The 12424-nt window shown below is 67.6% G+C and carries 11 protein-coding genes; 3 read left to right on the forward strand and 8 right to left on the reverse strand.

Annotated features, from left to right (window positions below):
* Positions 1 to 33 precede the first annotated feature (33 nt).
* Both ASE68_RS04275 and ASE68_RS04280 read right to left on the reverse strand, forming a co-directional pair.
* Complete coding sequence (locus tag ASE68_RS04275; protein ID WP_055855471.1) at positions 34 to 612, reverse strand: hypothetical protein; 579 nt, start codon at positions 610 to 612, stop codon at positions 34 to 36.
* A complete protein-coding gene (locus tag ASE68_RS04280) occupies positions 609 to 1184 on the reverse strand; it encodes a helix-turn-helix domain-containing protein (protein WP_055855473.1) in 576 nt (191 codons plus the stop codon). The genes ASE68_RS04275 and ASE68_RS04280 overlap by 4 nt, the downstream gene beginning before the upstream one ends.
* Before the next feature lie 190 nt (positions 1185 to 1374).
* Here ASE68_RS04280 and ASE68_RS04285 point away from each other — a divergent pair, with 190 nt between their 5' ends.
* Positions 1375 to 1863: a peptidoglycan-binding protein gene (locus tag ASE68_RS04285; protein WP_055855475.1), complete on the forward strand. Its 489-nt coding sequence runs from the start codon at positions 1375 to 1377 to the stop codon at positions 1861 to 1863.
* Between the two features lie 128 nt (positions 1864 to 1991).
* Here the strand turns inward: ASE68_RS04285 and ASE68_RS04290 are convergent, their stop codons facing one another.
* The 3 genes from ASE68_RS04290 to ASE68_RS04300 form a co-directional block, all read right to left on the reverse strand.
* Positions 1992 to 3614 (reverse strand): amidohydrolase, encoded by a 1623-nt coding sequence (locus ASE68_RS04290; RefSeq protein ID WP_055855476.1) that lies wholly within the window; start codon positions 3612 to 3614, stop codon positions 1992 to 1994.
* On the reverse strand, positions 3611 to 5065 hold the full coding sequence (locus tag ASE68_RS04295; protein ID WP_055855478.1) for an APC family permease: 1455 nt from the start codon (positions 5063 to 5065) through the stop codon (positions 3611 to 3613). Before ASE68_RS04295 ends, ASE68_RS04290 begins: the two co-directional genes overlap by 4 nt.
* Positions 5066 to 5219: 154 nt before the next feature.
* Complete coding sequence (locus ASE68_RS04300) at positions 5220 to 6236, reverse strand: LacI family DNA-binding transcriptional regulator (RefSeq protein ID WP_055855480.1); 1017 nt, start codon at positions 6234 to 6236, stop codon at positions 5220 to 5222.
* 159 nt (positions 6237 to 6395) lie between these two features.
* On the opposite strand from ASE68_RS04300, the gene ASE68_RS04305 reads away from it, so the two are divergent.
* Entirely contained in the window at positions 6396 to 7289 is an 894-nt protein-coding gene (locus ASE68_RS04305; protein WP_055855482.1) for a TerC family protein, read from the forward strand.
* A 48-nt stretch (positions 7290 to 7337) separates the two neighbouring features.
* On the opposite strand, the gene ASE68_RS04310 is transcribed toward ASE68_RS04305, so the two are convergent.
* From ASE68_RS04310 to ASE68_RS04320, 3 genes are all read right to left on the reverse strand, one after another.
* Complete coding sequence (locus ASE68_RS04310) at positions 7338 to 8549, reverse strand: serine hydrolase (protein WP_082461982.1); 1212 nt, start codon at positions 8547 to 8549, stop codon at positions 7338 to 7340.
* Positions 8550 to 8895: 346 nt separating this feature from the next.
* Entirely contained in the window at positions 8896 to 10101 is a 1206-nt protein-coding gene (locus tag ASE68_RS04315; protein WP_235480758.1) for a YcjF family protein, read from the reverse strand.
* Entirely contained in the window at positions 10098 to 10754 is a 657-nt protein-coding gene (locus tag ASE68_RS04320; RefSeq protein WP_157421538.1) for a hypothetical protein, read from the reverse strand. Before ASE68_RS04320 ends, ASE68_RS04315 begins: the two co-directional genes overlap by 4 nt.
* 360 nt (positions 10755 to 11114) lie before the next feature.
* Between ASE68_RS04320 and ASE68_RS04325 the strand changes: the two genes are divergently transcribed.
* Positions 11115 to 12398 carry a serine hydrolase gene (locus tag ASE68_RS04325; protein ID WP_055855488.1) on the forward strand — a complete coding sequence of 428 codons (1284 nt, stop codon included), beginning with the start codon at positions 11115 to 11117 and terminating at the stop codon, positions 12396 to 12398.
* Positions 12399 to 12424: the final 26 nt, after the last annotated feature.

Genomic DNA, 12424 nt, shown 5'->3' on the forward strand with positions numbered 1-12424 from the left:
GGATGCGGGTGGCGCTGCTTCCGGCAGCGCTCGTCAGCTTCCGAGGTCGGGTCGTGGCGGTGCCGGCGGCGCTTGGGGGAGTCCGACCTTCAGGATCCTCTCGACCATGCGCACCGCACGATCGGGGAGGAGATCGGCCGGGTAGTACGACTCGTAGAGCGCCTCGGCATCGTCGACCGTGGTGATGCCGCCGATCGCCATGAGGTTCGCGAGATCTCGTTCGTCGCGCCCGGGCCGGTTCGCCCGGAGCTTCATCACGAGCATCGCCTCGGCGGAGGCGACCTGAACGACGACCGTTCCGTCGTCGTACAGGGTGTGCCAGTCGGTCACGGCCGCGCCGTATTCGGGGATGAAGCCCGATGCCTTCGAGTTGAGCCAGTCTTCGGGCCAGCCGTTCTCGGCGGCGATCGCCCGGCCGGCTTCGAGCACCGGTTCGGCGTCGCCGATCGGCCGGGCGTCGATGTCGACGGTCGATTCGCGTTCGAAGTAACGCAGGGCGAGGGCTGCTCCGCCGATGATGCGCAGGCCGGTCGGGCCGTCGGTCTCCCGCAGCTTCGCGATGAGCTGCCGAAGCCCGTCGATGAGCCCGTCGCGGTCGAATCGCGTGGTCATGCGCTGACCAACGTGTCTGCATCGATGAGCACGCCGCGTCGCAGGAACTCCGGCGGAACCCGGTGAAGCTCGGGCGTGAGCGTGTAGGGCCCCTCGCCGACTGCCCACCGTCGGCGCAGGGTGCGCGTCGGACTGTTCGCCCAGTCGGGTACCGGAAGGTGCTCGGTGACCAGGTGGTGTGCGACGACTGCGGCGATCGCGGCGTCCCATTGCTTGCTGCCGGTGGGTTCGGGCTCCGAGATCGTGAGCGCGAACCGAACCGCACCGTGTTCGGCGTGCAGGTTGTCGCTGAGCTGGATGAATCGGCGCAGTGCGAGCTCTTCGCGGCCGTCGAGCACCGCGAATCGGATGTCGGCGGCGACGGCCGCCGCGTCGTCGCGAACGCTCGGCACGGCGATCAGGCGGTGACCGGTCGCGCGGAGCGCTCGCTCCACGGCATCGAACGAAGGATTCTGGTGCCCGCGTTCGATCAGCGACAGATGGGACTGCGACAGCTCGGCGCGGCGCCCGAGCGCACCCTGCGTCAGCCGGCGGCTCTTGCGGGCGGTGCGAATCAGGCTGCCTGCGCTCATCGATCCACCTCCAGTATTCGATCTATCTAATATAAGCCGCGCTTGCGCGTGTGTCACCCCTTCGGGGAGGGGAAGCCCTGCCCATTCCCACCGCACCGGGCGGCTGGATAGGCTCGCGCCGCGCGCAGTTGCGCAGCTCACCTCGGATGCCGCGGCATCCATCGACCGTCCGAAACGGAGTAGTGCGACCATGATCAAGCTGAGGAGGGGCGTCGCCGGAGCCATGACCGCGCTCGCGATCGCCGGGCTGTGTGCGATCGCGCCGGCCACTGCGGCGAACGCGGCCACCGGTGCGACCGGCAAGGGCTGCACGGCCTACCAGTACTCGTCGGGCGGCTACTCGACCTGCGTCGGCTACATCCAGCGCATGCTGAACGGCATCGCCGCAACCCGCGGCGGCAGCTACGGCGGCTACCAACTGGCCGTCGACAACAGCTTCGGCGCCAACACCAACACGAACGTGCGACGTTTCCAGAGCTACACCGGCCTGGTCTCCGATGGCATCGTCGGCCGCAACAGCTGGAACCAGCTCTGCCGCTACGCAGGCACCCGCTCGTTCGCCGTGTACAACGCCTCGGCACTGCAGAAGTCGGCGTGGCAGGCCGCCTACGACGCCGGATGCTACGTCGACAAGCCCGTCGGCAGCGGCGCCGGCATCCAGGTCATCTCGCGGTACTGACGCACCACTGCTCGGCGGCAGAGCCCTGGAGCGTAACGAACCGAGGACCCCGGCTCTTCACGAGATCCACGTGATCTCCCGAAGAGCCGGGGTCCTCTGCGTGCGGGTTCCACGCGATGCGAGCGGATTCAGCTCAGGTCGAACTCCGGCACGCGATCGACCACCACGTCGCCGTCGACGACCGTCAGGAGCACGGGCGTCGTGGCGAACTCGTCAGGGTCGGTGGTGAGCGGATTGTGCGCGAACGCCGTCAGGTCGGCGCGCATGCCGGGCGCGATGACGCCTCCCTCTTCGCCGACGGAACGCCAGAACTCGCTGGTGTAGCCCTCGACGGCGGCCGCGGCGGAGATGGCCTGTCCTGGGAGGACCGGTTCCACCTCGGGCCTGCCGGACGGACGCCGGAGCACCGCCGAGACGAACGAGGTCCGCGGGTCGTACGGGGCGATCGGCCAGTCGGAGCCGAGCGTCACGATCGCGCCGCGGCGACGGAGGTCGCCGACGCGCCAGGCCCGGTCGGCACGTTCGTCGCCGAGCCGGGTCGACCAGTTGTCGGTGTGGTCGGCGCGGGTGTAGTGCGTGCAGTGTGTGGGCTGCATGCTGACGGCCACCCCTGCCGCGACGATCGTTTCGAGCACCGCGTCCGGCAGTGTCTCGACGTGCTCGATGCGGTGCTGCGTGCCGTTGACCTGCAATGCGGCGAGGGTCTCGGCGACGAAGGCGATGCCCCGATCGCCGATCGCGTGCGTCGTGGTCGGAATGCCGCGCTCATGGAAGAACGCGACGGCTCGGCGGTACTCGCCTTCATCGAGCCAGAGCGATTCCGTCGATTCGCCGCGAGCGTCGGGCTCGAACAGCCAGGCGGTGCCGTTGTCGACGGTGCCGTCGATCATGAGCTTGACGCCGCGAACGTGCCAGCGTCGGCCTGCCCGTTCCTGCAGCCCGACGATGTCCTGGAGGTCCTCATCGGTGAAGCCGGGCATGACGAACGGCGAGATGCGAAGCCGGATGGCGGACTCTCCCCGGCGCTCGAGTTCTTCGAGCAGTGCGAAGGAGTCGGGCGCGGTCAGGTCGAGCATCTGGCCCGCGACCAGGCCGGCCTCGGCCATGCCGCGGAACAGGGCTTCCAATGCCCCGACCCGCTCGTCGAACGTCTGCGTGGGGAGGTGGTTCCAGAGCAGGGTCACCGCGCTCATCTCGAGCAGGAGTCCGGTGGGCTCGCCGTTCGCATCCACGGCGACGCTGGAAGCGTCCGGGAACGTCTCCCGGCCGGTGATTCCGGCGATGCGCAGCGCCTCCCGTGAGGCCAGGGCGGAATGGCCGTCGAACATCGTGAGGAAGATCGGGCGCGCGTCCTCGATGCCGTCGAAGAGTGCGAACGAGGCCTCGCCGGCGCCGAACGCATTGAGGTCGAGTCCCCAGCCGACGACCCAGGAGTCGTCGGTCTCGGTGATGTGCGACACGAGCGCCGCGCGTACTTCGTCCAGGGACTGCAGCCCTGACAGGTCGACGCCCCTGGTCAACTGGAGCCCCATGATCGGGTGGATGTGCGCGTCGATGAACCCGGGTGCGAGCGTGGCTTCGCCGAGGTCTACGACGCGGCCGGCCTGCCACTCCGCGCCGTCGCCGTCTCCGACCTCGACGATGACGCCGTCCCGGATCGCGACGAAGCCGGGGGCGGCCTCCGATTCACCACTGATGACCTCAGGGGTGAGCACGGCGCCCGCCCGGATGAGCAGGTCGCCGGTGCTCATCGCTCGACCTCGGAGAACTCGCTGGCGCCGCCGATCCTGGCATAGACCTCCGGACGGGTGCGCTTCCAGATCAGGGCGAGCACGACGCCGACCACGAAGGTCACCGGGGTGATGGCGACGACGATCACGTTGACGACCGGTCCACCTGCGGTGAGCATGTCGAGGCTCGTGCACAGGAGCCAGAGCACGCCGGTCATCGCGAGGCCCGCGACCACGGCGGAGGGGATGACGAACCAGCGGCGCGCGATGTCGCGGTTGCGCACGAAGAACACCACGACGGCCAGGCACGTGAGCACCTGCAGGAAGAGGATGCCCAGCACGCCCGGGCTGTTCACCCAGAGGAGCAGCTGCATGTAGGGATCGAGGCCGGCCATCGCGAAGAAGGCCACCACGACGACGGCGAGGATCGTCTGCAGGATGCCCGAGACGTACGGCGAGCCGGACGTCGGGTGCGTGCGGCTCAGCGAGACGGGAAGAACGCCGTCACGCGCCATCGAGAACGTGTAGCGGTTGATGGCGTTGTGGAAGGCGAGCTGCGAGGCGTACACGCTGGTGAGGATCAGCAGGTACATGGCGAGTTCGGCCCAGGCGCCGAGGTAGTGGCCCGCCTGTGCGAAGACGAGTCCGGCCGGGTTCTCAGCAGCCAGGTCGACGGCGTTGGTCTCGCCGAGCGAGATGATGACCGCCCAGATGATGAAGCCGTAGAAGATCGCCATGAATGCGACGGAGATGTACGTCGCACGCGGGATGGTGCGCTCGGGGTCGCGCGCCTCCTCGCGGTAGAGGGCGGTCGACTCGAAGCCCATGAACGCGGCGAAGCCGGCGCCGAGGATCGCGAAGAGGCCGGGGTTGAGCATCGCATCGGGCGTGAAGCTGCCGAACGTGATGCCCTCGGCGCCGCCCTGCGCCAGGACGACCACGGCGAATATCACGAGGATGAGCGCCTCTGCGCCGAGCAGGACGCCGAGTACCTTGGCGCCGACGTCGACGCCCCGATAGGCGACGAAGAAGACCGCGAAGATGCCGACACCGGCGATCGCCCACCAGGGGATGTCGATGCCGAACTGCGTGAGGAACATCTCGTGGCCCTGGGCGCCGAGAAGACCGTACAGGCCGATCTGCAGCGCGTTGTACGAGACCAGCGCGACGAACGAGGAGCCCAGGCCCGCGGCCTTGCCGAGCGCTTGCGCGATATAGGTGTAGAAGCCGCCGAGCGCCTTGACGTAGCGGGTCATGGCCATGAACGCGATCGCGAAGATGCCGAGCACGATGCCGGCCACCGTGTAGACGATCGGTGCCGCGATGCCGCCGATCAGGATCGCGATCGGCGCGACGCCCGCGACGATGGTGAGCGGGGCGGCCGCCGAGATGACCATGAAGACGATGCCGCCGGTACCGAGCGCGTTCGTCCGCAGGGCGTGGGGTTGCCCCTCAGCCACAGGGGGGTCCATCCGGGGAGAGTCGATGATGCCCAAACCAAGCTCCTTCGCTTGCGTGGTCGCGTCGCGAGAAGGGGGTTCCCCGCGAGGTGAATCGATTATGCACGCTGCATCCGCAATTGCATAATCGATTCATCATCGAGGTTCGGCATCGACATCTGACGCGTCAGCGGAGGGTGCGCACGCGCATGGTCGATGCCCGAGGAATGAGCGTGACCGGCATCTCGACCGTCGCCCCGGCCTCGATGGTGCCGTCCAAGGCTCCGGCCAGGAGGTCCATGCAGCGACGACCGAAGTCGCGCGGAGCCAAGTCGAGTGCGGTGATCGACGGCTCCGTGACGGCGAGCGCATCCCCGTCGACGTAGCTGGCCAGCATCATGTCGGGGCCGACCTCGATGCCTGCCTCGCGGAGGGCGTCGAGCGCCATGAGGGCGACGCCGTCGGCGCCGCCGACGATCGCATCGACCTCGCCGAGATCGGCGACGAATGCGGCGACGAGCTCGCGGTTCTCCTGCGGCGTCGCGTGAAGGGTTCCGGCCGCGAGGCGCGGTTCGATGCCGCGCTCGGCGCACCAGTCCGCGTAGCCCTCGTGCATCTGGCGACCCCACGCGATCGAGTGGTCGGGCAGGATGCAGGCGGGATGCCGACTCCCGTGCTCCCAGAGGTGGTCGAGGAGCACTCGCATTCCTGCCCGGTGATCGGACTGCACGAGGCCGAACGGCGAGGGCAGTCCCGCCGGTGATCCCTCGCCGCTCACAACCGGCGCCCGCCCGCGAAGCAGTCGCTCGACGATCGGGTCGCCGTCCATCGGGTCGACCATGATGAAGCCGTCGAGGTGCTCGGTGATGCCCGAGCGAGGAGCGAAGGCGGTCGGCATGAGCGTGACGAGCAGGTCGGATGACTGCGCCTGCTCCACCGCGCCGAAGGCGACGTCCATGTAGTACCGGGAGCTCAACGTGTGGTCGGGAATGTAGATGCCGACCGCGCCGGAGCGCGCCGTGCGGAGATTGCGTGCCGAGACGTTGACGACGTAGTTCAACTCGTCGGCCGCCGTGCGAACACGCTGACGCGTCTGCTCCGACATGCGGCCCTTGCCGTTGAGCGCCAACGACGCGGTCGCTCTCGCGACGCCGGCCCGATCGGCGACGTCTTGCAGGGTCGGGACCGCCGAACGGCTCTTCACCGTCTCAGTCTAGGCATGCCGTGCGTCAGTCGGACGGCGTCGAGACCTCTTCGCGACAGGCCGAGGTCGTCGAGGCGGCCGAACGAGTTGGGGCTGGGCGCGACGACGCGGCGTCAACACGCGACATGCGCTCACCCATGCCGCAAGTACCATGACCGGGTGGACTTCTCCTTCGCCTTCACCCCCGACCTCATCGCCGTCTTCGTGACCCTGTTCGTGCTCGAGATCGTGCTGGGTGTCGACAACGTCATCTTCATCTCGATCCTCGCGTCGAAGCTGCCGAAGGAGCAGCAGGCGAAGGCCCGCAACCTGGGCCTGACGCTCGCGATGGTGATCCGCGTGGTGCTCGTGTTCTTCGCCGGGTGGATCATCACGCTGAAGGAGGACGTGGTCGTCTGGTTCGGCATGGGCTTCTCGGTGAAGGACTTCATCCTGATCGCCGGTGGCCTCTTCCTCGTCTACAAGGCGGTCACCGAGATCCACCACAAGCTCGAGGGCGCCGAAGAGGAGCACGGCGGCGCGCCGAAGCGCATCACGTTCGGCTCGGTGCTCATCCAGATCCTCCTGCTCGACATCGTCTTCTCGCTCGACTCGGTCATCACGGCAGTCGGAATGACCGAGAACCTCATCGTCATCGTCACCGTCGTGGTGCTCTCGTTCGGCATCATGCTGTTCGCGTCGCGCTTCATCTTCACCTTCGTGAACCGCCACCCCACGGTGAAGATGCTCGCGCTGTCGTTCCTGCTGCTCATCGGCGTGTTCCTCATCGCCGAGGGCTTCGGCGTGCACATCGACAAGGCGCTCATCTACGCGCCGATGGCGTTCGCGATCCTCGTCGAGGCGCTGAACCTCGTCGCGTCCGGCCGCAAGGCGAAGCGCGAGCAGCGCCGTCAAGAGGCCGTGCACCTTCGCCCGCAGTACCCCGGGGTCGACGAGTCGGTCGCGGTCGCGGCCGCCCTGTCGAAGGGCGAGGGTGCCGGCTCGGTCGGCCTCTCGCGCCGCCCGGTCGAGGGCGATTCGGATGCCGCAGAGGAGCGTGCCGGGCTCGGCTGAGCCCTTTGATGGGCCGGTCGCGGAGGCGGCGCCGTCAGGCGTCGACGCTCATCCCCACGGCGCGTCGCACGGCTCGGTCGGCGAGCCCTTGAGCACTGGACCGAGCAGCGGCGCCAGCGCTTGCAGCACCTGTGTCGACGCATCGCCGGTTCCGCCGTCGCCGTTGCCGAGCATCGCGACGACCGCCCCGGTCATCGGGTAGTACGCGAGGTTCGTCCCGTATCCGGGTTCGGCGCCGGCGTGCGAGACGCTCGTGATGCAGCCGGTCTCGACATCGAACTCGATGCCCGTGCCGAGGCCGTACGCGGCGCCGGTCGAGATGGCCGCGACATCCGCGTACCGCGCGATCTGCAGCTCGGGCGTCACGCCCGCGCCCTCGCCGAGGGCCTCGCCCCATGCGTGCAGGTCGTCGAGGGTCGACACCATCGCCCCACCTGCCCAGCTCTCGCCGTTCGACCAGTCGACGGTGTCGACCACCGCGCCGAGCTCGGGGCAGAACCCGGAGTAGCCGTGGGTCAGCGGGGCGGTGACCTCTCCGTCGGGCGCGAACCGGCTGCGGTCCATGCCGAACGGCTCGGTGATGCGGTCGTGGATGAGGGTCGCGAGGTCGTCGCCGGTGACCTGCTCGAGGATACCGCCGAGCAGGAAGTAGTTCGTGTTGGCGTACTCGAATCCCTCGCCCGGGGCGAAGTCGGCGCGGGGGGTCGCCGCGCCGACCGCGATGAGTTCGTCGGGCGCCGGGACGGCGTGCGGGGCGGCACAGATGCGATCCACCTGCGCCCGCCCGGCCTCGCCGGTGCCGCTCGAGTGGTTCAGAAGCATCCGTACCGTGATGTTCGACGCCTCGGGGAAGTCGGGGTACCACCGGTCGAGGGTGTCGTCGAGGCTGACGTCGAATTCACCCTCGCCGATCACCTGCAGCATGACCGTCGAGACGATCGTCTTGGTGATGCTGCCGATCTTCTGCTGGTTGACGCGGCCGATCGGCTCGCCGGTGTCGACGTCGGCCACGCCCCGCTCGGAGACCCATTCGTCTTCGCCGGGGATCCACACCCCGATGATCACGCCAGGCATGCCGGATGCCGCGAACCCCTCGTCGAGCGCCGCCTCGAGTTCTGCGCGCAGCGCCGTGTCGAGCACCGGGGCGGATGTCGCGGGCGGGCTCGTGGCGGCATCCGAAACCGGCGTCGCGGCGCACCCTCCGAGGAGGAGGATCGTGGCGGCCGCAATTGCTGCGCCCGCCCATCTGGAGTTCCGCATGACCAGCCCCTCGGGGGTCGCGCAAGACGCAGTTCAGGAGCCCCGTGCCCCCACTCGCGACCCTACGCCGCGGGCGCGCGCCGCTGTCTGACGGGCAACGCCCCCACTTCAGGGGGTCAGGCGGCTCTCGCGGCGGAGTTGCCAGTGGCTGAACCTCGGCGAGCAATGGGGCGAATGGCGAGTCGAATCGATGTCGTCTGGAGCGCCGCGTCTCCTAGGTCCGTTGAATGAGCTTCGAGCGCCATCACGTTTTCAGAATTCGAATGCCAGATCCGCCTCATCGTGAGGCGGAACTGGCATGGCGTCGCACGAACCATATGTAGGCAATTCGCCTACTCCTGGTGATTTACCGTTTGCTGATGCGCTGCTCGGCCATCTTGCGAATGACGTCGAGAAGGTTGGGCGCGTAATCACCCCACGAATCGGCGACATTGGCAAGGTCGACCTTGCCCGTGTGTACTTGTTCGCAGAGGCGCATCCACGCTTCGCCGGTCGCTGCCGTCAGCGCGCCCGCAACGCTCGCGTTCACGACCATTCCGGCACCGGGGATCAGCTTGATGAAGCTGCGAGCCAGCGCCTGACCTGCGATCTGCACGCCGAGCTGAGCAAGGGCTCCAGCCGAGAGCATCGTCTTGAATTCGAGGTCGTAGATCGCCGCGATGCGGCCCATCATTCCGAGCTGGATCGGCGCGAGGGCGACCGCGTCGGCAACGGGGATGGGCGTCGCAGCCGCGGCGGCAGCCAGTCCGGCAGCGCCGCGGATGATCGGGCGAGCCATCTCCCGCTTCCACGGGAGGTTGAGCCGCTGTGCGATGCGAAAGGCATCCTTCTCGTCTTCGGGCGAGAGGCTGAGGGTCTCCGCGACGAGTTCACCGAGGCCGTGCCCCTTCCCCTTCCCGTGCTTGTCACGGGTTGAGGTGAGGATGACCCGCTCGTACGGGATGCTGAGCGGCCGCTCGCCTTCGTCGACGGGGTTCTCGAGCCAAGCGACGAACCTCTTGAGATCCTGGGCGACATCACGCTTTCCCGTGATGGGGTTCTTCAGCCAGTCGACTTTCGTGAGTACGAGGATCACGGGAAGACCCTGGGCATCGAGTTCTCGGATCATGTCGATCTCGGGCTGCTGCAGGCGATCCGAGGATGAGTTGACGCAGTACCAGACGACCGAGACCTGCTCGTCGGCGGATCGCTCCGAGATCGTCGTCAGGTGGTTGCGCAGCTGCTCGCTCGGTTGAAGCGGAGAACCGATCTCGAATCCTTCGACATCCCAAATGCCGAGCGAATCGTCGTGGTAGTACTTCACGCCTCGAGTCACCGGCAGGCCGGTGCCGACCTTGGCCCAGTCCCGGCCGAACACGGCGTTCACAAGCGAGGACTTGCCCACGCCGGAGCCACCGATGATCGCGAGATTGAACCGCCCGTATCGAGACTTCGCCTCAGTGGACGCCTCGATGAAGGGGCGCTCGTCGAACTCCTGCGAACGATCGGTGGGCGTCTCGGGTTCAGCCGCCATCGGGCTGCCGTCTTTCTGGGCGCGATTCTCGGTCGTCACTTCGTGAACTCGAATTCGAGGGTGACGTCGGGGTCGATGCTCGTGATGATGCTCGTGTAGAAGGAGCGGGCCTGGTCTTCGAGCAGCGGCCGGATACCTTCGATGTGGGTATCCACACCTTCTTCGGTGAGGACCTCCTCGATGACCTCGAACTTGTCGATCTCGGGAGTGGTCCAGCTGAGGAGGCCGTTCTCCTCCTTGGCCAGCGAGACGTCGGGGTTCTCGTAGCCGAGGAACGTGAACGCCGGGATCGAGATGAGATACGCGTTGTCGCCGGTCTTGCTGATCCTCACGTCCTTGCCTTCAATGCCGAACTTGGCGTCGAACTCGTAACGGAGGAACAAGGCACGCTCGCTTCCCGGCAGTTCGAACAGCCCGAGGAGTTTGTACTTTTCGCCGCGTTCCGTCTTCACGTCAGCCATGCCAGCGGTCAAGAGGATGACCTGCTCCTCTGTGGTGATCGACCTGATCACCTGGGTGTCGCGCGATTCGGTCGCGCCCAAGAACCTCCCGGCTGTCAGCCCCGCGAAGGCCGCCCCCGCCACGAGCAGGAGCACGAAGAGGACGAGCAGTGCCTTCGCCCACCACGGCGTCTTCTTCACCGGTTGAGACGCGGGCAAGGTCGGTCGTGGCGGCGTGGCCGTGGTGGTCATGCGGTGGAACTCCTCGGGTAGAGCGACGACGCCGTCGCAGGTTGGATCTCGATGCACATCCAACGCGTCGTCGGCAGGGTGTCTCGACTCGCGGCGGCTTGCATGAGCGGATGCCGCGGCAGGCGGCATCCGCGGCTTCGGTGCCGAACGGGTATTCGGATCCGGTGATCGTGATGGGCCTGCGCCGAACTCCCGGCTCCCACGAACGAGTACCAAGGTAGTGAGCGGTGGAGAGTCGGAATATCAAAAGCGTGCGATCTGCCCCGAACGGGGGGCCTCGCCAGAGACGCCGAAGGGCGCGGATCGCGCCGAGTCGTCAATAGAGTGAAGACGCAGCCCGGTGATCGAATGGGGAACGACATGCCGAGCACGATCCGCACCGCCCTGCTCACCCTTGCCCTCAGCGGGCTCGTCGTCGGGGCGGCCGGCTGCGCGAGCCCGACGGCTGATGTGTCCGCGACCGAGACCGCGGCTGCCGAGGCATCCGATGGTCGTCTCGTCGTCGTTGAAGACGGTCTCGGCGCCGAGCTCGGCGAGCAGCTCGCGGCCGCCGCGAGCGAGGCCTTCGCCGGCGTCAGTTCGCCTGGCGCCGTCATCGGGGTGCGAACGCCAGAGGGCACGTGGGCCGCGACGGTCGGCTTCGAGGACTGGGAGAAGACCGTTCCGATGACCGCCGACGTCAACCATCGCGTGGGCAGCGTCACCAAGACGTTCACCGTCACGGCGCTCATGCAGCTCGCCGAGCAGGGGGTGCTCTCGCTCGACGACCCGATCGAGAAGTACGTGCCCGGCCTGCCGAACGGCGACGCGACGCTCTTCGAGCTCGGCGCGATGCGCAGCGGGATTCCGTCGTACACGTACAACACGGAGTTCGAGCAGATGCTGTTCGACGAGCCGAACCACGTCTGGACGCCCGAGGAACTCGTCGACATCGTGCGCGGCGAGGATCCGATGTTCGCGCCAGGCACCATGACGTTCTATTCGAACACCAACACCGTGCTGCTCGGCATGGTCATCGAACAGGTCACCGGCAAGTCCATCGAAGACGTGCTGCAGGAGCAGATCTTCGAGCCGCTGGGCCTCGATGGCACGATCTTCCCGACGGATGCCTCGTTCCCCGAGCCGCATGCGCAGGGGTACACGTTGCAGGGGGTCGACGACGGGGTGCCGATCGAGACCACCGACTGGAACCCGTCATGGGGGTGGACCGCCGGCTCCGTCATCTCCGACCTCGACGACCTGCTCACCTGGAGCGAGGCGTTGGCCACCGGCGACGGGCTCCTCGCCCCCGAGTGGCAGGAGCAGCGCATCGACTCGTTCGACTTCAGCCTGCCCGTGTACACCGGCGAAGGCACCACGGCACCGCAGACCCCGGCCCGCGCCTACGGCCTCGGCATGGGCCTGGCGCTCGGCTGGTACGGCCACGACGGCACGATGCCCGGCTTCAACACCGTGCTGCAGCACCACCTCGAGTCGGGCACCACGCTCATCGTCATGGCGAACAGCGACATCAAGTCGGGGGAGTGCCCCGAAGGGACGGCCACCGTTGACGGCGGTCGCACCACGGGCGCCTGCGCCGAGCCGGCCGTCTTCATCGGCAACGCGCTCGCGGATGTCGTGGGGCACCCGAACGTCGAGGGGTGACGCGGGTCCATCTCGGGCGGCGAGTT

It is taken from the genome of Agromyces sp. Leaf222 (genome assembly GCF_001421565.1).
GTDB lineage: Bacteria > Actinomycetota > Actinomycetes > Actinomycetales > Microbacteriaceae > Agromyces.

Coding starts and splice junctions, on each gene's coding strand:
- ASE68_RS04275 (WP_055855471.1), bottom strand. CDS start 612: ATGACCACGCGATTCGACCGCGACGGGCTCATCGACGGGCTTCGGCAG.
- ASE68_RS04280 (WP_055855473.1), bottom strand. CDS start 1,184: ATGAGCGCAGGCAGCCTGATTCGCACCGCCCGCAAGAGCCGCCGGCTG.
- ASE68_RS04285 (WP_055855475.1), top strand. CDS start 1,375: ATGATCAAGCTGAGGAGGGGCGTCGCCGGAGCCATGACCGCGCTCGCG.
- ASE68_RS04290 (WP_055855476.1), bottom strand. CDS start 3,614: ATGAGCACCGGCGACCTGCTCATCCGGGCGGGCGCCGTGCTCACCCCT.
- ASE68_RS04295 (WP_055855478.1), bottom strand. CDS start 5,065: ATGGACCCCCCTGTGGCTGAGGGGCAACCCCACGCCCTGCGGACGAAC.
- ASE68_RS04310 (WP_082461982.1), bottom strand. CDS start 8,549: ATGCGGAACTCCAGATGGGCGGGCGCAGCAATTGCGGCCGCCACGATC.
- ASE68_RS04320 (WP_157421538.1), bottom strand. CDS start 10,754: ATGACCACCACGGCCACGCCGCCACGACCGACCTTGCCCGCGTCTCAA.
- ASE68_RS04325 (WP_055855488.1), top strand. CDS start 11,115: ATGCCGAGCACGATCCGCACCGCCCTGCTCACCCTTGCCCTCAGCGGG.